Origin of the sequence: Nocardia testacea NBRC 100365 (assembly GCF_000308775.1) — a bacterium.
Taxonomy (GTDB): Bacteria; Actinomycetota; Actinomycetes; order Mycobacteriales; family Mycobacteriaceae; genus Nocardia; species Nocardia testacea.
This window is the reverse complement of the sequence record NZ_BAGJ01000006.1, coordinates 1-23796: the sequence shown is the minus strand read 5'-3', so window position 1 is coordinate 23796 and position 23796 is coordinate 1. Positions and strand designations below refer to the sequence as shown.

Here is a 23796-nt window from a genome sequence, read left to right as displayed (position 1 = left end):
GCGAGAGATTCATCCCCGCCGGGTAAGTTCGGCTGGCAATCTGCATGATTCGGGAGGAGATCGATGAGTTACCCCGGCGGTCAGCCGCCACAGGGCCAGCCCGCACCCGGCCAGTTCCCGCCGCCGCAACAGCAGTTCGCGCCGCCGGCACCGAACCAGGGTGGGCAGCCACAGTATCCAGGGGGGCCACAGGGCGGTCCGCAGCCGTGGGGCGCCCCGCCGCCCGGGCAGCCGCCGCAGGGCTTCGGTCAGCCGCCCGCCCAGCCGCAGTACGCCAGCGGCCCGTACGCGCAGCCGACCGGGCAGCCCCCGGCCCAGTTCGGTCCGGGCGGGCAGCCCGGGCCCTACGGCCAGCCGCCCCAGGCAGCGCCCAACGACCCGCCGGGCATCACGGTGGACTGCTCCTACACCCCGATGGCGTTCCTGCTCGCGATCACCAAGCCGAAGATCACGGTGAACGGGCAGCGGGTGCCGAACACCCGGTGGGGCGCCAACCACATTCCGGTCGGCCCGGGCCAGTACCACGTGCGGGTTACGACGCCCTGGCTGTTCGATATGGGTCCGGCCGATGTGGCGGTACCGGTCCAGCCCGGGCAGGCGGTCCGGTACTACTACCGCACACCGGCGCTCATCTTCCTCAACGGAGCGATCGGCCCGGTGCCGCAGAAGACCCCCGGCATGGTGGTCATGTACGTGATCTGGGCGTTCGTCGCCCTGATCTTCCTGCTGAACATCCTGATGATCGCCACGATGTGAGCGGATGTCCGCATGCGGCGAGGTCTCCCGGGCCCACCGCATGCGGACCCGGCCGGACACCTGCCGCCGCCACGCCGGCCGGACGGGCGCAGTTGTGAATCGCTGCGGCCGGGTCGGCAGACTCCGGCCGGCTCCCCGGCTCGAGGGCTCCGTCCCGGTAGAGCCGGGCGGCCCGAGAGCGGGGCCCCGCCGGGCGGCGGCCAGGGCCGGACTTCGGAACTCACGTTCGCGACCCGGCGGCAGCCGTGCCGCGGGGCTCCGGTGTCCTGTCCGACACCCGCAGACCGGATCGCGCGGTCCCTGGGCAAGCCCGGACCTGTTGCCTACGCTCGAAGCGCAGCGCCGAACGCACGGCGATCGGCGCCCGCGACCAACAGGAGGGCAGGCAATGACAGCAACCGGAGACAAGCCGCTGAGCGGCCGGACGATGATCATGTCCGGCGGCAGCCGCGGGATCGGGCTGGAGATCGCCAAACGGGCGGCCGCCGACGGCGCGAACATCACGCTGATCGCCAAAACCGATCAGCCCCATCCCAAGTTGCCGGGCACCATCCACACGGCCGCCGCGGAACTCGAGGCGGCGGGCGCGACCGTGCTGCCGTTCGTCGGCGATGTGCGGGTCGACGAATCGGTCGCCGAGGCGGTCCGGCTGACCACCGAGCGCTTCGGCGGTATCGATATCGTGGTGAACAACGCCTCCGCCATCGATCTGTCCCCCACCGATTCGCTGGCGATGAAGAAGTACGACCTCATGCAGGACATCAACTGCCGCGGCACTTTCCTGCTGTCCAAACTGTGCATACCGGCGCTGCGTGACTCCGCCGCCGCCGGCCGGAACCCGCATATCCTCACGCTGTCGCCGCCGCTGAACCTGGACCCCAAATGGGCCGGGTCCTCACTGGGCTACACCATCGCCAAGTACGGCATGTCGCTGACCACGCTGGGGCTGGCCGAGGAACTGAAATCCGACGGTATCGGCGTGAATTCGCTCTGGCCGCGCACCACGATCGCGACCGCGGCCGTACGCAATCTGCTCGGTGGCGAGGAGATGGTCCGTACCTCGCGGACCCCGGACATCTACGCCGACGCCGCCTACCTGGTACTCACCTCACCGGCCACCGAGACGACCGGCAATTTCTTCATCGACGACGAGGTGCTCGCCACCCACGGCATCACCGACCTGGACAGGTACCGGGTGACCCCGGGCGACGAACCACTCACCACCGACCTGTTCCTCTGACGACCACGGGCCACGCCGCGGCCGCGGCGTGGCCCGTGCGGGTGCCTCCGGTCAGCCCCGGTCGGAGTCGATCCCGTACAGCCGCTCCCAGTTCTCCCGGCTGGTGAGTTCGGCGTGCGCGGCGCGGTAGCGCTGTTGCAGCTCCGGCAGTTCCTTGTACAGCCGGCGCAATACCCGCATCGTGCGCAGCAGCAGAGCGCGCGCGGTCGCCTTGTCGCGCTTGCGGATTCGGACCCCGGACTGTGAGGCATCGGTGACCACGACATGGTCGAACAGCGAGACATGCCACCAGTGCGCATCCTCGCGGGTGACCCCGACCAGCCCGTACTGGACCTTGCCGGTCCACTGCTGGATCGCGCGTTTGATCAACACCGCCAGTAGCCGGCTGGGCTCGCCGCCGGCGCGGCGTACACGGATCTCGGAGGAGTCCACCGGCGGCGTCGCCGCGGGATGTTTCACGGTCTCCGTGTAGTCGGCGCGACTGGTCCGGGCCCGTTTCAGCGGCTCGATCCCGCCGTCCCGCAGGATCGACGGCCCCGCCAGGAAGTCCTCGATGCCCTGCAGGGTGGTGTGCGCGAGCCCGTACTGCATCGCGACCAGGTATTCGGAGATGTTGCGGAAGAGCTGCCGGGTGACCGTGCCCGGGTCCAGGTCCGCGTGCATCGAGCTGACGATCAGCGAGTTACGGGTACTGAAGTACCGCGCCCAGTCGTCGAAGTCCTTCCAGTAGAAGTCCGCGTGCCAGACCGCCGCGTTGGGCAGCGTGACCGTGACGAACCCGTGCTCGCGGGCGCGGACCCCGTATTCGACATCGTCCCACTGGAAGAAGATGGGCAGTGGCAGCCCGATCTTCTTCACCACCTCGGCCGGGATGAGGCAGGTCCACCAGGCGTTGTATCCGGCGTCTACCCGGCGTTCCTGGTTCTTCTTGAGCATGCTGGTGTTGCGCAGCGCCTTGGGGACCTTCTGGCCGTGCATGAGACGGTGCAGGTGCACATCCTCGGCGCCGACGTTCAGGTAGTCGGGGTTGAGCAGAAAGAGCATCTGCGCGCCGACCAGCGTCGGTTCCACGGTGAGATTGGCGAAGGCCTGCAGCCGCAGCACTGTTTCGGGTTCGCAGAGGATATCGTCGTCCATGAGGATGACGTCGGCGTGCTCGTTGGCCGCCGACACCTCGTACAGGCCGCGGGTGAAACCGCCCGCACCGCCCAGATTGGGCTGGCGGATATAGCGGAGTTTGTCACCGAACATCGACCGCGTGGCCTGGTACAGCGGCCGGTCCTCCACCAGGTCGGTGCCCTGGTCCACCACGTACACCGCGTCGAGCGAACCGAGGACGGTCTGGTCGGAGGCCAGCGCGGCGATGGTCTCGGCACAGTCCTGGGCGCGGTTGAAGGTACAGATGGCGATGGCGACCGGGCGTACGGTCTCGGGGGCGGCCGCGGTCCAGGTGAGTTCGGAGATCTCCAGGTCGGCACCGACCGCTTCGAACTCCAGCCACAGGGCCCCGCCGTCGACGAACTGGTCCAGCGGCGCGGTCAGGGTCAGCGGGCCGCTGGCGGTGACCTCGGCGGTGCCGACGATCCGGCGGTGCCCGGCGATATCGGAGGCCACGATCCGCACTCTGGCGTGCTTGCCGACCTGCAGGATCATGGTGGCCTGCACTTCGGTGACCACGGTCCAGCGCTGCCAGTAGCTGGCGGCGAAACGGCCGAAGTAGGTGTTGGTGTGCGCGGTCGAGCCCTTGTCCAGGCGCAGGCTCATCCGGTCGCGGGTGGCACGGCCCTTGACCACCGCGTACAGCTCGTCGCTGATCTTCGCCGAGGGCCCGGTGAAGATGCCCCGGGCGAGCACCAGCCGGCGCGGAGCCCGGTGGTGTTCGGCGCGCAGCGACTCCGGCGCGACCGCAGCGTGATCGTTCGTCTCGGTAACGGCCTGCATAGCCGACTGGTCCATGAAGTCCTCGAAATCCTCAATATTTTCGCGCATGAGCGAGGGCCCTGCGTGGTTACGCTCCGCTACCGCCTCCGGGCCCGACCAACTCATGCTGTGCCGACTGGACAAACATGTCCCTGAATACGGTTCGCGGCGGGCCCGAGGATATCAATCAGCCACGCCGGTCGCCCGGTTGGTCGTTTCCCGATCGGGTTCCCCGGTAAACACGAACTTGTCATAAGCCCAATATCGGAACACCACGGCGACGATCTGACCGATCAATGTTCCAGAGATATTGTCCGCCAGCGGCGTGGACAGATCCAGGATGTACCTGGAGAAACCCAGGCAGCCCAATTGGAGTCCGATCGCGATCACATTGATCGCCGCGTAGCTCACATACTCGCGGACCGGACTGCCGGACTGCTTGTGCGAGAACGTCCACCACTTGTTACCGAAGTAGGTGACCACGGTGGCCACCCCGATCGCGATGATCTTGGCGGGCAGCGGCGCCGAGTACATGAGACCCTCGCCGCCCCAGGCGCCCATGTTGAACACCAGCAGGTTGTAGGTCCCCGCATCGACCAGGAAGCCGACCACGCCGACCACCAGGAACGCCGCACTCTGCCGCAGGCCGGACCGCAGGCGCTCGGCGAGCGAACGGGGGGCCGGCGCGTCGGCGGCGACAGCGGCCGTTGACTCACCAGATGACACGCGCCGACGGTACCGCAGTGACCTGAGCCATCCTCTGGGGCACGGCATGAGCGGTCAGGCCCGGAGGCGGTAGCGCAGCGTCACCACGCAGGGCCCTCGATCATGCCCAATGTCACAGACCCGGTACTCTCCCGGTGTTCCCGTATCCGTCGATTTCGAGGATTTGACCAGGTGGAATCCACCGACGAACTGCGCATTGCCGCCGTTGTCCCGTGTCACAACGAAGAGGCGTCGGTCGCCAAGGTCGTCACAGACCTCAAGGCCGCGGTGCCCGGAATTGTCGTCTACGTGTACGACAATCTGAGCACCGACGCCACCGCCGAGAAGGCCCGGGCCGCCGGCGCGATCGTGCGCGCGGAGCGGGCCAAGGGCAAGGGCAATGTGGTGCGCCGCGCTTTCGCCGATATCGAGGCCGATATCTATCTCATGATCGACGGCGACGACACCTACGAGGCGTCCGCGGCGCCGGCGATGATCGAAACGCTGCTGTCGGGCCCGTACGACCACGTCCTCGGCGTCCGGAAACAGGACGAGAGCGGATCGGCCTACCGGGCGGGCCACGAAACCGGGAACAAAGTTCTCAACGGTGTGGTGGGCAAGGTTTTCGGCGAGAACGTCGAGGATATGCTCAGCGGCTTCCGGGTCTTCTCCCGGCGCTTCGTGAAGAGTTTCCCCGCCGTCTCCCGGGAATTCGAGATCGAGACCGAGCTCACCGTGCACTCACTGCACCTGCGGGTTCCGCAGACCGCGGTACCTGTGGGTTTCCGGGACCGGCCCGCCGGCAGTGAGAGCAAACTGCGCACCTACCACGACGGTTTCAAGATCCTGGCTCTGATCGTCGGACTGGCCAGGCACGAACGCCCGGTCGCCTTCTACGGCCTGCTCGGTACCGTGAGCTGGCTGATCTCGGTGGTGCTGACCGTCCCGATCATCATCGAGTACTACGACACCCATACCGTGCCCCGTTTCCCGACCCTGTTCCTGGCCTGCACCCTGCTGCTGGTCGGTTTCCTGGCCTGGACCGCCGGTCTGATCCTGGACGGTATCCGCCGTTCCCGGCATGAGGCGGCACGGCTGATCTATCTCCGCTACGAGGCTCCCGGCGCGGGCCTCGCGGCCGCAACCGGCGCCGGCCCCGAGTCGGGCCCGGAGGCGGTGGTGAAGCGTGACCGCGCAGGGGCCTCGCTCACGCCCGGACAACACAGTGACCAGGTGGCCGGGGACCTCCGTTGACCGCCGAGACCGAGACCCGCCCTGCCGAAGCGAAGCAGGCCGCGGGTCGTTCCTTCCTGGCCGGCCCCCGGCGTGCCGGGGAGGTCCTGCTGCGCCGGGTGGGCCCGGCGACCGTCGCGTTCACTCTCCTGGCCGGGATATTCGGTCTCGTGTTCGCGGTGATGAGCCCGCCGTTCTGGGGCCACGACGAAATCACCCAGTTCGGGCGCGCCTACCAGGTGGCCCACGGCGGCCTGAACCCCACCCGGATCGAGGACGACCGCGGCGTCGCCTACGGCGGCGAGGTGCCGGCGGCGATCGAAGCGCTGATGGGTTACGCCATCGACGACTACACCCACAACCCGGGCGAACCGTATCCCGATGTGGCCGATCCCGCCGCCTACCAGCGACTGGGCGACGCTCCGGTCACCGACGAGCGCCAGATCATCTGGTTCACCAACACCGCCGCCTACTCAGCGGTCCCCTACGTGCCCAATGCGATCGGTATCGGACTCGCCGAACTGATCGACGCCGACGCCGGCACCATGGTGCGCCTCACCCGGTTGTCCGGGCTGGCCGCCTACCTGCTCGTGGTCGGCTTCGCCCTGTGGGCGTTGCGGGGGCACCGCATCCAGTGGCTGGCCTTCACCGTGGCCGTCCTGCCCATCGCGGTGTTCCAGGCCGGAACGGTCACCGCCGACACCCTCACCAACGCCCTGGCCGTCCTGGTCTCGGCGCTGCTGGTGAAGGGCCTGTTCCTCGGGGACCGGCTGAGCCGGGTGGAAACCGCCGCGGTGCTGGGTACCGCGATCGCGCTGCCGCTGTGCAAACCCACCTATGTGCTGCTGGCCATGCTGGTGGTGCTGATCCCGGCCGAGCGGATGGGTCTGACCGGTTGGCGCCGGTGGCTCACCTGGGTGTGCGCGGCGCTCGGCGCGATCGGGTTCGCGGTGTGGATGAAGATCGCCGCACCCACGGGCGAGGGCACCAGCCTGATGCGGCCTCCGCACCAGTGGTACACCGTGGACACCGGCGAGCAGTTGATGGGCATCATCACCGACCCGTTCGGTTTCCTGCGGACCTTCTGGGAGAGCATTCTGCGGCGTGACCAGGAGTGGTTCCCCGAATTCTTCGGGGAACTCGGTTTCGCCTATATCAACGTGCCGGCCACCGCGATCGTGGCCTGCCTGCTGGCCTTCGCGGTGAGCGTGGGGATGGCGGAACGCTTCGACCGCCCGGATTTCCGGCGCACGCTGGTGGTGGCGCTGACCATGGCGGCCAGTGTCGCGATGATCTACGTGACCCTCTACATGTCCTTCACTCCGGTGGGCTACTACATCATCGACGGTGTTCAGGGGCGCTACTTCGTGCCGCTGGCCATCGTGTCGTTCGCGGTGCTGCTGCGCTGGATGCCCTTCCGGCTCCGCGGCCCCGGCGACCGCGCACCCGGCCGCTACGCCGCGGTGACCATCGTCGTCGCGGCGCTGATCGCCCTGATCGCCTCGGTGGCGAAGTACCACATCTACGTCTGGGCCTGACCGCAATCGCACCGGATACGCCCGGTCCGCGCTACGGCGGGCCGGGCGTTGTCATTACACGGAGATGGTCCGCTCCCCCGCCGCGGCGTACGCCCGCTCGGTAGCGGCTTTGACCGGACGCCACCAGGATTCGTTCGCGCGGTACCAGGCGACCGTTGCCGAAAGCCCCGCCCGGAAGTCCGCGTAGCGCGGCTGCCAGCCGAGTTCGGTCCGGAGCGGGGTCGCGTCTATGGCATATCGCTGATCGTGTCCGGCACGGTCGGTGACATGGTCGAAATCGCCGGGGTCGCGGCCGAACTCGGCGAGGAGCAGCTCCACCACCGTCCGGTTGTCCAGTTCACCGTCGGCCCCGATCAGATAGGTGCGACCGATCCGTCCCCGGTCGAGGACATCCCAGACCGCGCGATTGTGGTCCTCCACGTGGATCCAGTCGCGGATCTGATGTCCGGCGCCGTAGAGCCGGGGTCGCACCCCGTCGATCAGATTGGTGATCTGGCGTGGAATGAACTTCTCCACGTGCTGGTATGGCCCATAGTTGTTGGAGCAGTTCGACAGCGTGGCGCGCAGCCCGAAGGAACGCACCCAGGCGCGCACCAGCATATCGCTGGCGGCCTTGGTCGCCGAGTACGGGCTCGACGGGTTGTAGGCGGTCCGTTCGGAGAACGGGGGGTCGTCGGGCCCCAGATCCCCGTACACCTCGTCGGTGGAGACGTGGTGGTAGCGCACATCGTGGCGGCGCACGGCCTGGAGCAGCGAATAGGTGCCGACGATATTGGTCTGCACGAAGGGCCAGGGTTCGGCCAGTGAGTTGTCGTTGTGCGATTCGGCGGCGAAATGGACCACCGCGTCCACTCCACTCACCAGTTCGTCGACCAGGTCCAGATCGGCGATATCGCCGTGGACGAAGTCGATCCGATCGGCCACCGGGTCGAGCGAGGCCCGGTTGCCCGCGTAGGTGAGCGCGTCCAGCACTGTCACCGTCGTATCCGGCCGTTCGGCGACCGTGTACTGGACGAAGTTGGCTCCGATGAACCCGGCTCCACCGGTCACGAGTAGACGCACCCGTTCACTCTACGTCCTGGTCACCGGGCCGGGCAGCGACAGGTGAGGCGGCTGCGGGCGGGTGGCGCGCCCGCAGCCGATTTTCGCGCCGGCCGGGACGCGAGCGGCAACGCGGGCCGATCCGGAACACAAGATTTTACGAAACGCCAAGCAGACGAGCATTTTTCGTGACCCCCGTGGGCCGGAGTCCGGTACCGGGCCTATAACCTTTTTGTCTGGATTCGGCCGGGCTCCATCGGGCGGCCGCTTCCGTTCGATCGACACGAATCTGTGCCCGCACTCCAATATGAGGTGAATACACACATGCTCGTCAGGAGTTTGACCACGATGTCGGCGCTGCTCATCGCCGCGCTCGGTATCGCATCCGGCAGCGCCCACGCCGCGCCCACCGACCGGACGGATCCGGTCGGCTTCACCGCCGAGGTCGTGGACGGCCGGTCCGTCATCACCACCGACTCGGGGTCCATGGTGGTCGAGGACGGTACCTTCAAGATCAAGTCCGCGGACGGCACCGTGGTGGCCGGCACACCGCTGAAATTCCGGCTGGACGATTTCGAGTTCCCGATCGCGGCGGCGATTTCCGGCCACACCGCCACGCTCACCCCGCAACTCGACCCGGACCGGGCCGTATATCGACCGGCCGCGCTGCCGCATCAGGAAACAGCGCCGTGGAAAACCCCCTACGACCGGGAGGTCGCCGCCTTCACCCGGCTCAAGGACACCATCGCCACCGGAGCGGCGGTCGGCACCGCGGTCGGCGGCCTGGGCGGCGCCGCAGTCGGCTGTGTGCTCGGCGGCATCGCCGGCGCGACCGTGGCCGCGGCGACCATCGTCGGGCTCTTCGGACCGTTCGTCCCGGCCGCGGTGGTCGGCTGCCTCGGCGGCATCATCGCGATCGGCGCCCTCGGCACGGTGGCCGGCCAGCTATTCGTCACCGCCCCGGTGATCATCGGCGCGGTGATCCAGTACGTCACCACCATCAACGAGCCGTTCCCGCCGAACGGCTCGGTCCCGGCCCGGTAGTCCACCGGTAGATCTCCGGCGCCGTGCCCGCCCGCGAAATATTCGTGGGTGGGCACGGCGTTCGGTCTGTCATGAAGATCGGCGTCAACACCTTCCTGACCGACGAGGGAATCAGCGGGACCGTGCTCGGGCCGGCACTCGAGGAACGCGGTTTCGAATCGCTGTTCCTCGCCGAGCACTCGCATATCCCGGCGAGCCGGGAGTCCCCGTACCCCGGCGGGGGCGAACTCCCCCGGGTCTATTTCCGCACCCTCGATCCCTTCGTCGCACTCGGCGCGATCGCGGCGGTCACCGACCGGCTCGTCCTGGGGACCGGTGTCACGCTGCTCATCCAGCGCGATGTCATCCACACGGCGAAGGAGGTCGCCACCCTCGACCGGATCTCCGGCGGCCGGGTGGTCTTCGGCGTGGGCGTCGGCTGGAACCGCGAGGAGATGGCCGACCACGGTACCGATCCGCGCACCCGGGGCGCCCTGCTGGACGAACAACTCGAGGCCATCGTCGCGATCTGGACCGAGGAACTCGCCGAATACCACGGGAAATTCATCGATTTCGACCCGATCTTCGCCTGGCCGAAACCACACCGGCAGCCGCATCCGCCCATTTTCATCGGGGGCGGCGAGGCCGCGGCGCGGCGCGCGCTCCGGCACGGGGTGGGCTGGATACCCAACGGTGTCTCCGATCCCGCCGCGGTCCGGGCGCAGCTGGCGGAATTCGGCGCGAGCGGACTTCCGGTCACGGTCACCCCGGCCCCCGCGGACCCGGCGGTGCTGGACGCCTACGCCGAAGCCGGAGTGGAACGGGTGACCCTCAAACTGGAAACCCAACCGGAAGCGGATTCCCTGCGAGACCTGGACGAACTCGCGGAACTGGTCGCCCGGTACCGGGACTGAGCGGTCAGGCGGGCAACCGGTCGGCGCCCCAGCTGCGGTGGACATAGCCCACCACCCGGTCCAGTTCTTCCCGGTCCACCGAGGCCAGCTCGCCGGGCTCCAGCGGATCGAAATGGAAGATGTAGAGGCGCGAGGCGAACTGTTCGAACGGCAGCGATGCCTCCCCGAACCGTTCGCCGTGCCCGGCGGTGCCGACCACCACGCCGTCTCCCCAGTCCTGCCCGCTGTCGTTGTTCGGGTTGTAGAAATAGACCCGCATCCGTTCCTGGGGGTCCAGCGCCACCCGCAGCACCGTGATCGCGTGCCAGCCGACGAATCGGGCAGCGCTGTCGGTCACCGCGATACCGGCCGGCTGGGGGTGGATCAGCGGTTGATTGCCATTGTGGAACGGGTGGTAACTCGCGTAGAAATGCCGCAGGAACTCGTCCAGATCGGTCAGGTTGCCCGTCGCCACGTCGACATTGATCCGGAAGCCCCGGCCGGACCACCATCCGTGGAACTCCGGGTTGATCCAGCGGTGCGGATCGCCCTCCCGGTCCGCGCAACGCCGTCCCATTTCCGCGTAGATCCGGTCCAGATGGGGCACGACCAGCAGCGATACCGGGTCCAGGTCCACCGGTAGCTCGGTGGCGACCCCGCCGGCGCTGCCGCGGGATGAGATCTGCTCGCCCTCGAAATGCATGACGACCTCGTCGTCGCGCGCGGCCCAGGCCAGTGTCTGCAGCAGATAGTCGGGGTCGTTGTAGGCCCACATGGACAGCGCCCGCGCGGACTGGCAGGTCGGATTGTCGCCCTGGCCGATCCCGAGTGGCAGCCCCAGCACCGACAGCATGCCCGCCAGCAACCGGACCCGGGGGGACGGATCCGGACCGAAGGCCTGCGTCAGGCGCTGCTGGGAATGGGCCGACAGTTGCAGTGCCAGCTGCCGCCACAGGGCTGGGGCGACCGGCGGCTGGTACAGGATGCCGCGTTCGAGCATCAGCGCCAGCCCGTAGATACACTGCGCCGTCTCGACGTGCACGGCCTCGTCGATCAGCCGCCGCACCAGTTCGTGGTAGCAGAGCAGGCATTCACGTCCGGTACTGGACAACCCCAGCGCCTCGCTCAGCAGATACTCGCCCTTGCCCAGCAGGAAACGCAGCAGCACCGCGTGGTAGGGCGACACCAGGCCCGTATCGTGCATCGAGCGCGCGAAACCCGCTGTCTCGTACTGCAGCGCGCTGTCGTCCATGGTCTCCAGCCGGGTGCGGTACACCTCGACCCCCGGATCCTCACGGCAGGAGTCGGTGGTGCCGTACAGACTGCTGATCAGCCGGTCCGCGCCCAGCCCGCCCGCACCCAGGTCGATATCCGGATTACTACGGGCCACCGCTATCTGGGTGATCATCCGCTTCACCGAGTCGACCTGGATCGGACGCTGCCTCAGGATCCGCCAGATCTCGTCGACCAGGTTCTCGAGGACCTTCTCGTAGCCCACCTCTTCCACCAGGTGCCGCAGCAACTCCCGCGACACCTGGGCCATCCGCCCCTGCTGTGTCCGCTCGGCCTCGGACGGGGGGGTGAACAGCAGCGACAGGTTGATGGCGAGCACCTGCGAGACATGATGGTGGGCCTGCTCCGCGGAAATCAGCGGATGCACGTAGACACCCTTGGCGATCTCCAGCATCCGCAGATTGCTCACCGTCTCGAGGACGACGGTGTCCGGATTGGCGCTGCGCAGCGAGCCGCTGCTCAGCGACGGGATGAGGATCTGCGGGCGCGCCCAGTCGGTACCGAGGAACAGTCCGGCGGTGTCCAGCCGCACCGCACGCGAACGCACCGCCGCGCAGCCTCCGGGCAGCAGCAGTACTCGGCGCAGCGCGCCGAATACTCGCGACAACTTGATCTGCTTACCGAAATCACCGGCATCCGCAAGTGCCTGGATGGCGTCGTCCAATCGGGCCAGATGCCTGTCCATGGACTCATCGCCGCTGCTGAGTGGACTCAATCGCCGAACCTCCCCGACGAACCCGTTGCCGACAACGGATCAAATATAGAAATCGAGCTCTTCCTGCCTTTTCAACAGGTCCCGGAGAGTGTACGGGTCCTCTCCGAAGAAGTACAGGAGACCCCAATGGTTTCCGAACGCCGTCCGCTTCATCACTTTTTCGGTCAACGGAGCGGTGAGCTCATGTGATTCGAAATATTCGTGATCTTCGGTCTCCTCCGGCAAGGACAATCGGCTGACCACCCGGCGGCGCGGGTAGACCCCGAAGGTTCCCGCATGCCCCTTGGCGTCCACCACCTCCTGCGGGAAGAATTCTGTTATCTCCTCTTCCGTCGTCTTGGGGTCGAACGCGAGCACCAACCCGTGGTAGGCGTTGAATCCGTACGCCCGTTCCAGCAGCTCGAACACTTTGAATCCGGGCGGCCGGTAGGCGACCTCACCGAAGTACATCTCGCCGTCGCTGGTCACGAAATACTCGGGGTGGACGAAGCCGAATTCGATATCGAATGTTTTGATCAGCCGTTCCACCTGACGGGTTATCTCCGGCCGGTACTTTTCCAGTTCAGGAGTCGCCGGAACGAAAACGGAGTAGCCCAGTGTCACATATTCCGAAATATTCAGGAATCGAATCTTGCCGTCGTGGATCCAGGCTTCGACCGCGAACTCCCAGCCGTCGAGGTGGGACTCCATGAGCACCGGAAAGTCGTCGTCCGGGATGGTCTCGATCTCGTCGGGCGTCCGTATGACCCGGTGACCGAGGCAACCGGCCTTGTCGAACGCCTTGATGTGGATCGGGTCGTTGGGATCGCCGTCGAGTTTCAGCAACGTCTGGTTGACCTTTCAGGAAACGGATCACGTCCTCGCGCTCGTGTGCTTCCTCGAATATTCCCACCCGGATCCCGCCGAGCTGTGCGCGCCGTTTCATCAGCGCCTTGTCCCGCAGCAGCATGGCCTGCCCGAAGAGCCGCGGGTTGTTCATCAGAACCGAGTTTATGGCCCCCGCCCATTCGACGGTTTCCTCGAAGATCGGGATGGCGACGTCGACACCCATGTCACGTAAGGTCTCGGCGATCTCGACCGAGCGTTCGTTGAGCCTTTCAAAATTCCAGGAGATATAGGGTATCCCGTGCTCGGCACAGTATCCCTCCGCCCACTCGGGGGCGACCACCACGTAACGCCTGTCGAAACGATCCACCGCCTCGACCGCATTGAGACTCCAACCCAAAAGCGCTACATACCCCTTATCCGGGTTTCGATTTCTCGTGTCCACAGCCGGAACCGACAAAGCCTCTCCCCTCTCAATCACATTTCGCACCTATCAGATCGCGAGGGCGCAATATCACGGCCGTGCACGGAAAACCGCACCGGCACGGAATTCGGGCGGATACTCGACCGAATCCTCAGCAAAAATATCGAGACGGATCTGGATCGGACCCCTGTATCGCCCTCATTGTCCGTGAGTACCCAGGAATGTTCGACACCAAACGGTGCCGGAGGCGCTGCGGACCGGCCCGGTACGCGGCAACGGCCCGCTCGTCCGCCGACCCGGCCCGGGCCACGCCCCACTCGGCAGCGTGCCGAAGTACCGCCGCACGCAGCCGCACTCGCGCGGGCTGGCACACTCACCGAACATGCGCGGAATCATTCTGGCGGGCGGCACCGGGTCGCGTTTGCATCCGATCACGCGCGGGGTGAGCAAACAGCTGGTCCCGGTCTACGACAAGCCGATGGTCTACTACCCGCTGTCCACTCTCATGCTGGCCGGGATCCGGGACATCCTGGTGATCACCACACCCGAGGACGCCGAATCCTTCAGGCGCCTATTGGGAGACGGCGGTCAGTTCGGCATCGCGATCGACTACGTCGTGCAGCCGGTGCCCGACGGCCTCGCCCGGGCGTTCGTGCTGGGCGCCGACCATATCGGCGACGAACCGGCCGCACTGGTGCTGGGCGACAACATCTTCCACGGCCCCGGCCTCGGCACCAGCCTGAGCCGGTTCGCCGAGGTCGACGGTGGCGCCATCTTCGCCTACCGGGTCTCCGACCCGACCGCTTACGGGGTGGTCGAATTCGCCGACGGCAAGGCTATTTCCATCGAGGAGAAACCCGAGGTGCCCCGGTCCAACTATGCCGTGCCGGGACTGTATTTCTACGACAACAACGTGGTGGAGATCGCGCGCGGACTGCGTCCCTCCGGCCGCGGCGAATACGAGATCAGCGATATCAACCGGGCCTATCTCGAAGCGGGCAAGCTCAGTGTCGATGTACTGGCCCGTGGTACCGCCTGGCTGGACACCGGCACCTTCGACTCCCTGCTGGACGCGGCCAACTATGTCCGCACCATCGAGGAGCGGCAGGGCCTGAAGATCGGAGTGCCCGAGGAGGTCGCGTGGCGGATGGGCTTCATCGACGACGAGCAACTGTGCCTGCTCGCCGACCCGCTCACCCGCTCCGGTTACGGTAAGTACCTGCTCGATCTACTCGGGCACGGACGAAGTTGGTGAGTGGGTAGATGCGGATCAGTGAGATGTCGGTCCCCGGCGCCTGGGTTTTCACACCGAGAATCCACGGCGACGACCGGGGCGCCTTCGCCGAGACCTTCCGGGCCTCGGAATTCGAGAAGGCCACCGGCCGGTCCTTCGATCTGCTCCAGGTGAACACCTCGGTGTCGGCCGCCGGCGTACTGCGCGGCATCCATTACACCGACGATCCGCCGGGCCAGGCCAAATACGTGACCTGCGGGCGTGGCGCCTTCCTCGACGTCGTGGTCGATCTGCGGCCCGGCTCCCCCACCTTCGGCCGCTGGGACAGCGTGGTGCTCGACGATCTCGATCGCCGGTCGGTGTTCCTGTCCGAGGGGCTCGGGCACGCGGTGCTGTCCCTACAGGACGATTCGGTTCTCACCTATCTGTGCTCACTCGAGTACAGCCCCGAGCACGACCACGATCTGGACGCCTTCGATCCGGACCTGGCCATCGACTGGCCCGAGACCGGTCGCGACGGACAGCGGCTCACCTATCTGCGCTCCCCGAAGGACGCCGCGGCGCCTCGGCTGCGGAACCGCTGAAATATCCGCTCGAGCGACCGGACGCCTGGTCGATGATTTCCGAAGTCGCCGATTTATTCGGCAGCCCGGGAACAGTGATTTCCCCTACTGAATTGAGCCGGTGCTATCACGCGAGTCCCGGTGTTATTTGCGCGACCCACGGCGGAATCGCCAGAACTGTACCGCCCGCACATCTTCGGAGAGCTGGTTGACCGGTTCGGCCACTTCGGAAAGCACCTGGAACAGGTCGTCGGCGAGATCGCTGATGTGCTCGACCCGGGTCGCCAGCCGGGAGGCGTTCACCAGGAACTCCAGCAGGAGCCGCACCGCGGCCGCGATCGTCAGCGCGAAAGGCAGCGCCAGCAGGGCCGCCAGGACCCCGAGCAATACCGAGATCCGCCAGGCCAACACGGTGAGCACCACCGGCACGGTCACCGCGAAAACCAAACCGAGCAGGTAGACCAGCGGCAACAGCGTCCTGGTGGCGGGCCGGCGGAACTGCACATCCAGGAGTCCGCGGGCCGCGTCCGCGCCCCAGCGCCGAGCCGTTCCGGCCCGATCACCGGCTTCGGGGCGGGTTTCGTCCTCCTCGGCGGCGGCCGCGTCGGCGAACCGCTGCGCGGCTTCGGCCCGCCAACTGAGCTTCCGCCGGATTCGCCGACCAGGCGAATCCGCAGTATCGTCCTCCTCCGGCGGTCCCACTCCCGCGCCGGCTGCGGGAGGAACCGCCGGCTCAGGTGCTCCGGCCGCCGCCGGACCGGTTCTCGGGGATTCGTCCGCTGCCTCGCTGGCCATAACGGAAACCTTCCCGGATTCCGTGCGCGAAGCCAACCAGGACCCCGACGAGCCTCCTGTACCAGTGGATGTCGACTGCTGCCACAAATGAGAGGAAGCCGACAGTCGAAAAAAATCCCTGGAACGGCGTAACGCCCCGGGCACCCGGCACCGATACGACCCATGAAAGCCGGAGCTTATCTATACCGGGGAATGGAGATGACAGTGCGTACGACGTTTCCGACTTCCGTCTCGGCGGCCGCCAAGTCCGCTGCCGCGCGGGATTACGCCCAGCGTGGCTGGACGGTCGCCGAAACGACCAACGGCCTGTGCCTGATCACCGACGCAGACCTTTCCGCCGTCGAGGTCACCGGGGAGTTGGCCGCGTCGGTCCGCCGGTATCTGCGCGCCAACAACCTGACCGGTCCGGTGATCGAGATCCCGGGCGCCGAGCGCCGTGAGATCCATCTGGTCACCGGGATGCGCAAGGCCGGACGTGCCGTGGAAGCGCTGCGGGCCGCCGGTGCGGTCGTGCACACCGACGGCGACGGCATCCCGCTGCCGCCCACCCACCTCTCGGCCGGTTCGGCCACCTGGGGAGTGAGCCCGGAAGAAGCCCGCTGGATCCCGCCGGTGGTCGCGATCGGCGCCGCGGTGCGTTCCGTGCGTGCCCGCCGGCCGCAGCGGCTGGCCAGCGTCGCCTGCGCCTGAGGCGCCGGCCGCGACCACAGCGGCATCGACAGGACCCGACAACAATAGGAACCCACAGCAGTGAGCCCCGGAAGTCTCCGACTCCCGGGGCTCATCGCTGTGCGTGGCGCAACTAACGGATACGGAAGATGACCAGGCGCTGGACGACGAAGTTGATCACCGTGGCCGTGCCCTGCGCGATCACATAGGCCACCGGGACGCGCCACCACAGGCCCTCGTCGAAGGCGTGGTAGAAGACCCAGTTGATACCCACCTGGACGCAGAAGGTGAGGGCGTACAGGATCACCACCGCGATGAAGCGGGCCCGGCTCGGCGCCGCGTTGAAGGTCCACCGGCGGTTGATCAGATAAGCGGTCGTGGTGCCTGCGATGAAACCGATCGCCTTCGCCGGGTTCACCGGCATACCCACGACCTCGAGCAGCAGCACGTAGAGCCCGAAGTCGACCACAGCCGACAGCGCCCCGGTGATACCGAACCGCACCAGCTGGGTCACCAGGCCGATCTGCGCGCTCCCGGGCACGGCGGAGTCCGGTTCGCTCACCGCGACGACCCGCTCCTCGGCCGAGACGGAAACATCCCCGGTGCCGCCCGGGGTCACCCGGGGGCTCCGGCTCACTGCATTGCTTTCAGGGCCCACCGACGGAAATGTACTTGTCCGGAGCCGCGATGGTCCACCTCCGTGGTCGGGGCCCGCCCCCGATTCTGGAGCGACGGAGCGAGGGAGCGCAGCGACCGAACGGAGGAGTGAAGAACCGGGGTCACAGTGCCCCGACCTCGCGGCGCCGAAGGCGCCGCAATCCAATACAGCCTGTAGCCTCTATGCCGATGTCCACGAAAGCTCCGACCTCGACTCAGGCGTCCGGTACCGAGACCCCGCCGGCCGGCGATCCAGAAAACGCCGGTACGGGGTTCACGCTACCCACGCGAACCCGGACGCTCACCGGGTGGGCCCGTACGGCGGCCACCACCGCCGAAGTGCTCTCGACGAGCGACCCCGAACTCATCGCCCGCGCGGTCGCCATGGTCGCCGAGGACAATGACGGCAAACCAGAGCATCTGCGGCGTGGTGTGATCGCCCGCGGGCTCGGCCGGTCCTACGGCGACAATGCGCAGAACGCGGGCGGGCTGGTCATCGATATGACCGCCCTGAACAAGATCCACCGCATCGACCAGGACACCCGGCTGGTGGATGTCGACGGGGGCGTAACCCTCGACCAGCTGATGAAGACGGCACTCCCGTTCGGCCTGTGGGTTCCGGTCCTGCCGGGTACCCGGCAGGTCACCGTCGGCGGCGCCATCGGCTCCGATATCCACGGTAAGAACCATCACAGCGCGGGCAGCTTCGGCAACCATGTGCGGTCCATTCAGCTGCTCACCGCCGACGGTGAGGTGCAGACCATCGGCCCCAAGAAGAACGCCAAGCTGTTCTGGGCCACCATCGGCGGCTGCGGCCTCACCGGCATCATCCTGCGTGCCACCATCGAGATGACGCCGACGGAGACCGCGTACTTCATCGCCGACGGCGATGTGACCTCCGGTCTCGACGAGACCATCGCGTTCCACAGCGACGGCTCCGAGGACAACTACGAGTACAGCTCGGCCTGGTTCGACGCGCTCAGCCCCATGCCCAAGCTGGGCCGCGCGGTGATCTCGCGGGGTTCGCTGGCCAAGCTGGATCAGCTGCCGAAGAAACTGCGCAAGAACCCGCTGGGTTTCACCGGGAAGACGTTCCTGACCTTCCCCGATGTGTTCCCCAACGGTCTGCTCAACAACAAGACGTTCACCCTGGCCACCGAGATCTGGTACCGCAAGGGCGCCACCTACCGGCAGAAGCCGCAGAATCTGACGGCCTTCTACCACCCCCTCGATATGCTCGGCGAATGGAACCGGGCCTACGGGTCGCGGGGTTTCCTGCAGTACCAGTTCGTGGTGCCGCCGGAGGCGGTGGAGGAGTTCAAGCAGATCCTCATCGACATCCAGGCGAGCGGGCACTATTCGTTCCTGAATGTGTTCAAGTACTTCGGCGAGGGCAACCAGGCGCCGCTGAGCTTCCCCATGCCGGGCTGGAACGTGTGCCTGGACTTCCCGATCGCGCCCGGTCTCAACGACTTCGTCACCGAATTGGACCGGCGGGTACTGGAATTCGGTGGCCGGCTCTACACCGGTAAGGACTCGCGCACCACCGCCGAGAACTTCCATCAGATGTATCCCCGGATCGACGAGTGGATCAAGGTCCGCCGCAGCGTCGATCCCACAGGCGTTTTCATGTCCGATATGGCGAGAAGGCTGGAGCTTCAGTGATCAACGCGGTAGGCAATCCGCAGTCCATTCTGCTGTTCGGCGGGACCTCGGAAATCGGCCTCGCGATCGTCGCGGAGTACCTGAAGAAAGGGCCGGCCCGGGTGATCCTGGCCGCCCTGCCGGGCGATCCGCTGCGTGATACCGCGGTGGCGCAGACCAAGGCCGCGGGCGCGAGCCAGGTCGATGTGATCGATTTCGACGCCCTCGATACCGACAGCCACCCGAAGGTGGTCGACCAGGCCTTCGCGGACGGCGACGTCGATGTCGCGATCGTCGCGTTCGGGCTGCTCGGCAATGCCGAGGAATTGTGGCAGGACCAGCGCAAAGCGGTGCAGATCGCGCAGATCAACTACACCGCCGCGGTCTCGGTCGGCGTGCTGACCGGCGAGAAGATGAAGGCGCAGGGTTTCGGCCGGATCATCGCCATGTCCTCGGCGGCCGGCGAGCGGGTGCGCCGCTCCAACTTCGTCTACGGTTCCACCAAGGCGGGGCTGGACGGTTTCTACCTGGGCCTCGGCGAGGCGCTGCGGCCGCACGGCCCCCGGGTCCTGGTGATCCGGCCGGGTCAGGTGCGCACCACCACCACGATCGAGCACTGGAAGGCCACCGGCGCCAAAGAGGCGCCATTCACGGTCGACAAGGAAGAGGTCGCCGCGCTGGCGGTGGAGGCCTCGGAGAAGGGCAAGGAGCTCATCTGGGCGCCCGGCGCGTTCCGGTACGTGATGATGATCCTGCGCCATATCCCGCGGCCGATCTTCCGCAGGCTTCCTGTCTAGTCCGCCCGGGCCGGCCTGCCCGTGTCACCGGGCAGGTCCGGTGACACGGCTCACCTCCGCACAGATTCCGAGGGCCGCCGCGCACCTATCCGGTGTGCGACGGCCCTCGTCGTATTCGATAATTCCGGCGGGCCACCCGGGTCCGGTGGCCGCTACCGCTGTCACACGCGGGTCATACGCTGGCCCAGCTCGCGGCGCAGCACCTCCTGAGACGGCAGGCGTCCGAGGACGCGCAGAACCGACGGTCGTAGTTCCTTTTGCTCCTCATCGGTGAGCAAGCCGACGAGATCGCGCAGTTCCATATCGTCGAAGGCCGAAGTCATGCGAACCAGCCTACGGGCCGTGCTGCCGTTCGTCATCCGTTCGGCAATTCCCTCACATGGAAATAAACCGATATGTGAGCCAAACCACTTGATAGACGAGTCTCGATGTAGCGCAACCCCGTTCAACTCACTTTGATCGGATCGTCAGTGCTCAGACCGCTTCGATCCGCCTCGGTGACGGTCGTTTCGGCCGGTACGGCGTCGGGCCGGTACGGGGTGAAACGCTCCAGCGAACCCCAGTCCCGGCCCCAGTCGTCGGACAGATAGGTCGCCACCGTATCGGCTTGCAGCAGTAGCTCGGTCCAGCCGAGCGGGCCGCCGCCGATATGGTCCTGCCACGCGTTGGAGGCATCGGAGCCGACGCGGTCGGGCAGGATCCGCCAGCGCGGTACCTCCGCGATGCCGTGGCTGTGGTCGAACGGCCGCTGGCAGCCGAAGGCCAGCCCGACATGCCAGTCCAGCAGCACCGGGTCGGTGTGCCCCACAACGGAATCAAGGGTGGCCAGCCGCGGAAGCCGCGGCGGCGTGATCGCCAGCCACTGCCGGGCGGTGATGTCGTTGTCGACGGCCACCAGCCGAACCGCGTTCACCTCCCGGGGCAACTGGTCCAGGGGTACGCGCAGATTGCGCCAGGACGGATTGGGGCCGATATCCAGCGGTGTCACCGAACCGAGCACGGTCATGGTGCCGTCGGCGGAGCGGGTGCCGTACTCCACCGTGAGATCCTGGCCGTAGGTGAGCACTCCGTCGGCGTCCACCGATCTGATCCGTCCCGCCGCGGTCAGGGCGAGCACCCGGTAGGCGGGATCGGCCCGCATCTCGTCGGTGAGATCCAGCCGGTACCAGCCCGTGGTGAGCTTCGCCTGCTGCTGGTCGCCGGTCGTGTAGCTGCCCAGCACCGGGGTCCGGGACGGGTCCAGACCGAACGGCAGCGCCACCGTGGACCCGTTGATACCGGCCTGCCCGGACGTGCCGCCTCCGGTTCCGGCGCCGGTGGTGTCGGTGGTCTTGTTCTCGGTATCGGATTCGACGGAATTCGCACCACCGGAGGTGGTCTCCTCCGCGTCGGCGGTCAGATCCTCGGCCACTCCGTCCGGGGTGAATCCGACCGTCCGCGCCTCGGGATCGGTGGAGACCAGACCGTCGGCGGGGGCACCCTCATACGGGAGCAGCAGCGAGTCGGCGGTATTCGTCTCCACCAGCACATCGTCGGCCAGCCCGCACGGATCACCGGCCATCGCGCGGATATTCGACTTCGCGACGGAGTAGGCCGGGTACTGTCCGACGGCGGCCTTGGTCAGCGACGCGATCTCGAAGAGCACCAGCAACGCCGCGGCCACCGTGAGCGGCGCTGTGTAATACCGCGCCACCTTCGGCGTCGCGGGTCCGGGGCCCCCTCGGCCTCGGTTCGAACCACGGAGGTACGGCATCCGGTAGTGCAGCCACAACGCGGTGAGCAGGGCGAGCACGCTGAGTCCCAGGAACAGGGTGGACAGGCCCTTACCTGCGATCAGCGGCGCCTTGTCCCACCACGGGACACCGTAACTGGACACGTACCACCAGCCGTTGGAACCGGTGAACGTGATGGCCAGCAGGAAGAGTACGGCGGCGGCGAACAGGGCGCGATTGCGCGGCGCCCGGATTCCATTGTTACCCACCGCGACCGCGGCCAGCGCGGCCAGCGAACCCGCCAGGCCCGCGTAGACACCGAAGTGATGGGTCCATTTGGTGGGTGTGAACATCATCAGCAGCAGCGAGGCGAACACGATGCCCAGGATGCGCACCGACGGTCCGCGTGATGTTCCGGGGATCCGGCCCTTGCGCAGCACCTGGAGTACGCATACCAGCAGGCAGAGCAGCATGAGCAGGACCCCGAACCGCCGCGCCAGCGAACCGTCCGGGGACAGCATGAGCAGCGAATCCCAGCGGGTGCGCTCGTCGAACCAGGCGACATTCGGCCCGACCGCGGTCCGGACGCGGGTCGCCTCCAGCACCGTGGACAGGGTCTGATCGGCGAAGATCACCACCAGCACCAGGGTTCCGGCGGCCATGCCGGGCAGGAGCAGGCTCGCGTACCGCCACAGCGACTGTGCCCGGGAAGCGCCGCCCCGGGCGCGGGCGATGATGATCTGGAGTACCGGCCGGGAACCGGCGATCAGCGCGGCGATGCAGATGAGCCCGGTGGGGCCGGCGGCCAGCGAGAACGCCGCGATGAGTACCGCGATCGCGGCGGGCAGCAGCCGGGCGGTGGCGATCGCGCGTTCGATCGAACACCAGGTGAGCAGCGCCCCGGCCGCGATCAGCGGTTCCGGGCGCAGACCGTTGTCGTAGGGCAGCCAGAACGCCAGGAACACCAGGCCCGCTGTCCACAGGGCGATCCGGTTTCCCCGGACCCGCGCGCCGAGCCGGGGCAGCACCTCCCGGCTGATCACCAGCCAGCACACGATCCCGGCCAGCAGCGTGGGCAGTCGCATCCACGGGCTCGACTCCGAGACCCGCGTCATCCAGGCCAGGACTTCGTAGGACCAGCCGAACGGCGCTTCCGGCACCCCGAACCAGCGGTAGTAGTTGGCCAGATAACCGGCCCGGTCCGAGACCCGGGCCATGTTCAGGATGTAACCGTCGTCGGAGGTGTTGGCCCCGATGATGTGCCAGGCGACGAGGACGCCGAGCACCGCGCCGTCGGCGAACCGGAAGCGCCACCAGTGCGCGGGCAGGAAACGGCGGGCGCGGCGGCCGTCGGTGGTGTCGAGCAGATGCAGCGCGACCAGGGCGAGCACCGTGAACACCGCCGCGCCGACGATCGCGGCCAGCTTGAGCGGAGTCGGGGACGAGGTGAAACGCGAGTCGATATCGGCGTGCAACCGGATACCGTCGAGCCGGTCCCGCGGCAGGTCGGTGAACACTCCGACCATTTGCGGGCGGATATCGCGGCCCACCTCCGCGCGGAACGGTGTGCCGTCGGCCCGGGCGGTACCGGTCAGTTCCGCGGTGGTCGCGACGGCCGACGAGGAGACGGTCAGGGCCTGGCAGCCGCCCAGTTCGGCGCGCTCGGCCGACAGGAGCGGTACATCGCGCAGCACCACCGACAGGGTGTCGCCGGTCACCGTGACCCGCAGCCCGCGCGCCGACGACTGGCCCGAACCGTCGGGCACCGTCTCCACGACCGTGCCCTCGGCGGTGTTCAGCACCGGGCACGGCACGGTGAGGTCCAGCCGCAACGGCTGATAACTCACCAGCGGCGCCTCGACACTGGCCGCACCGGCCTGCGGCCAGTCCAGGGCGGTACTGTCCTGGCGCACCGGCAGCAGCGGCGCCGCGACGGCCAGCACGAATCCGAGTAGCCCGGATACCAGGGCCAGCAGACGGATACGGTTCAACGCTCGAGGAGATCGGTCCGGTCGCACGGGGCTCGACTCTAATAGGCGCCGCGGGGCGGACCTCACCCGCAGACCGCGCGGCCGGCGCGGGAGCGTCGGCGCGCCCGGCCGGCCGCGGTGGCGGCCGA

Annotated in this window: 19 protein-coding genes and 1 pseudogene; 11 read left to right on the top strand and 9 right to left on the bottom strand. The window is 67.3% G+C overall.

Translation table 11 applies throughout. The features are described from left to right. Positions 1-63: 63 nt before the first annotated feature. On the top strand, positions 64-756 hold the full coding sequence (locus ON38_RS37305; protein WP_039821527.1) for a hypothetical protein: 693 nt from the start codon (positions 64-66) through the stop codon (positions 754-756). Between the two features lie 388 nt (positions 757-1144). Next, a complete protein-coding gene (locus tag ON38_RS00775) occupies positions 1145-1996 on the top strand; it encodes an SDR family oxidoreductase (RefSeq protein ID WP_039821525.1) in 852 nt (283 codons plus the stop codon). 51 nt (positions 1997-2047) lie between these two features. Here ON38_RS00775 and ON38_RS00770 read toward each other — a convergent pair whose 3' ends face one another. Both ON38_RS00770 and ON38_RS00765 read right to left on the bottom strand, forming a co-directional pair. Beyond that, complete coding sequence (locus ON38_RS00770) at positions 2048-3952, bottom strand: glycosyltransferase (protein WP_039821596.1); 1905 nt, start codon at positions 3950-3952, stop codon at positions 2048-2050. A 147-nt stretch (positions 3953-4099) separates the two neighbouring features. Beyond that, positions 4100-4642 (bottom strand): GtrA family protein, encoded by a 543-nt coding sequence (locus ON38_RS00765; protein ID WP_245563836.1) that lies wholly within the window; start codon positions 4640-4642, stop codon positions 4100-4102. A 171-nt stretch (positions 4643-4813) separates the two neighbouring features. Between ON38_RS00765 and ON38_RS00760 the strand changes: the two genes are divergently transcribed. Beyond that, the gene (locus ON38_RS00760) at positions 4814-5875 is read left to right on the top strand and encodes a glycosyltransferase (RefSeq protein ID WP_083872065.1); all 1062 of its coding nucleotides are present in this window, start codon (positions 4814-4816) and stop codon (positions 5873-5875) included. Continuing rightward, positions 5872-7392 (top strand): DUF2142 domain-containing protein, encoded by a 1521-nt coding sequence (locus ON38_RS00755; protein ID WP_083872063.1) that lies wholly within the window; start codon positions 5872-5874, stop codon positions 7390-7392. The genes ON38_RS00760 and ON38_RS00755 overlap by 4 nt, the downstream gene beginning before the upstream one ends. Before the next feature lie 54 nt (positions 7393-7446). On the opposite strand, the gene rfbB is transcribed toward ON38_RS00755, so the two are convergent. After that, positions 7447-8454: a dTDP-glucose 4,6-dehydratase gene (rfbB, locus tag ON38_RS00750; RefSeq protein ID WP_039821523.1), complete on the bottom strand. Its 1008-nt coding sequence runs from the start codon at positions 8452-8454 to the stop codon at positions 7447-7449. 303 nt (positions 8455-8757) lie between these two features. On the opposite strand from rfbB, the gene ON38_RS00745 reads away from it, so the two are divergent. Together ON38_RS00745 and ON38_RS00740 are read left to right on the top strand one after the other, a co-directional pair. Further along, complete coding sequence (locus ON38_RS00745; protein ID WP_039821591.1) at positions 8758-9477, top strand: DUF8020 domain-containing protein; 720 nt, start codon at positions 8758-8760, stop codon at positions 9475-9477. A 71-nt stretch (positions 9478-9548) separates the two neighbouring features. Then, entirely contained in the window at positions 9549-10370 is an 822-nt protein-coding gene (locus ON38_RS00740; RefSeq protein WP_039821522.1) for an LLM class F420-dependent oxidoreductase, read from the top strand. 4 nt (positions 10371-10374) lie between these two features. Here ON38_RS00740 and ON38_RS00735 read toward each other — a convergent pair whose 3' ends face one another. Continuing rightward, positions 10375-12327 (bottom strand): hypothetical protein, encoded by a 1953-nt coding sequence (locus ON38_RS00735; protein WP_051164234.1) that lies wholly within the window; start codon positions 12325-12327, stop codon positions 10375-10377. 69 nt (positions 12328-12396) lie between these two features. Continuing rightward, a pseudogene (locus tag ON38_RS00730) lies at positions 12397-13471 on the bottom strand (ATP-grasp domain-containing protein). Positions 13472-13988: 517 nt separating this feature from the next. Here ON38_RS00730 and rfbA point away from each other — a divergent pair. Further along, complete coding sequence (gene rfbA / locus ON38_RS00725; protein ID WP_039821590.1) at positions 13989-14861, top strand: glucose-1-phosphate thymidylyltransferase RfbA; 873 nt, start codon at positions 13989-13991, stop codon at positions 14859-14861. Between the two features lie 8 nt (positions 14862-14869). Next, entirely contained in the window at positions 14870-15424 is a 555-nt protein-coding gene (locus ON38_RS00720) for a dTDP-4-dehydrorhamnose 3,5-epimerase family protein (RefSeq protein WP_039821519.1), read from the top strand. Positions 15425-15547: 123 nt separating this feature from the next. On the opposite strand, the gene ON38_RS00715 is transcribed toward ON38_RS00720, so the two are convergent. Further along, positions 15548-16198: a DUF4282 domain-containing protein gene (locus tag ON38_RS00715; RefSeq protein ID WP_039821517.1), complete on the bottom strand. Its 651-nt coding sequence runs from the start codon at positions 16196-16198 to the stop codon at positions 15548-15550. Between the two features lie 192 nt (positions 16199-16390). On the opposite strand from ON38_RS00715, the gene ON38_RS00710 reads away from it, so the two are divergent. Further along, the gene (locus ON38_RS00710) at positions 16391-16888 is read left to right on the top strand and encodes a hypothetical protein (RefSeq protein ID WP_174372376.1); all 498 of its coding nucleotides are present in this window, start codon (positions 16391-16393) and stop codon (positions 16886-16888) included. 112 nt (positions 16889-17000) lie between these two features. On the opposite strand, the gene ON38_RS00705 is transcribed toward ON38_RS00710, so the two are convergent. Next, positions 17001-17429 (bottom strand): GtrA family protein, encoded by a 429-nt coding sequence (locus ON38_RS00705; protein ID WP_083872074.1) that lies wholly within the window; start codon positions 17427-17429, stop codon positions 17001-17003. Between the two features lie 278 nt (positions 17430-17707). Here ON38_RS00705 and dprE1 point away from each other — a divergent pair, with 278 nt between their 5' ends. Then, positions 17708-19189 (top strand): decaprenylphosphoryl-beta-D-ribose oxidase, encoded by a 1482-nt coding sequence (dprE1, locus tag ON38_RS00700; protein WP_039821515.1) that lies wholly within the window; start codon positions 17708-17710, stop codon positions 19187-19189. Continuing rightward, positions 19186-19965 carry a decaprenylphospho-beta-D-erythro-pentofuranosid-2-ulose 2-reductase gene (dprE2, locus tag ON38_RS00695; protein WP_039821514.1) on the top strand — a complete coding sequence of 260 codons (780 nt, stop codon included), beginning with the start codon at positions 19186-19188 and terminating at the stop codon, positions 19963-19965. The genes dprE1 and dprE2 overlap by 4 nt, the downstream gene beginning before the upstream one ends. Positions 19966-20126: 161 nt before the next feature. On the opposite strand, the gene ON38_RS36580 is transcribed toward dprE2, so the two are convergent. Further along, positions 20127-20288 carry a hypothetical protein gene (locus ON38_RS36580; protein WP_169333235.1) on the bottom strand — a complete coding sequence of 54 codons (162 nt, stop codon included), beginning with the start codon at positions 20286-20288 and terminating at the stop codon, positions 20127-20129. Positions 20289-20410: 122 nt separating this feature from the next. Beyond that, positions 20411-23668 carry an arabinosyltransferase domain-containing protein gene (locus ON38_RS00685; protein WP_245563834.1) on the bottom strand — a complete coding sequence of 1086 codons (3258 nt, stop codon included), beginning with the start codon at positions 23666-23668 and terminating at the stop codon, positions 20411-20413. Positions 23669-23796: the final 128 nt, after the last annotated feature.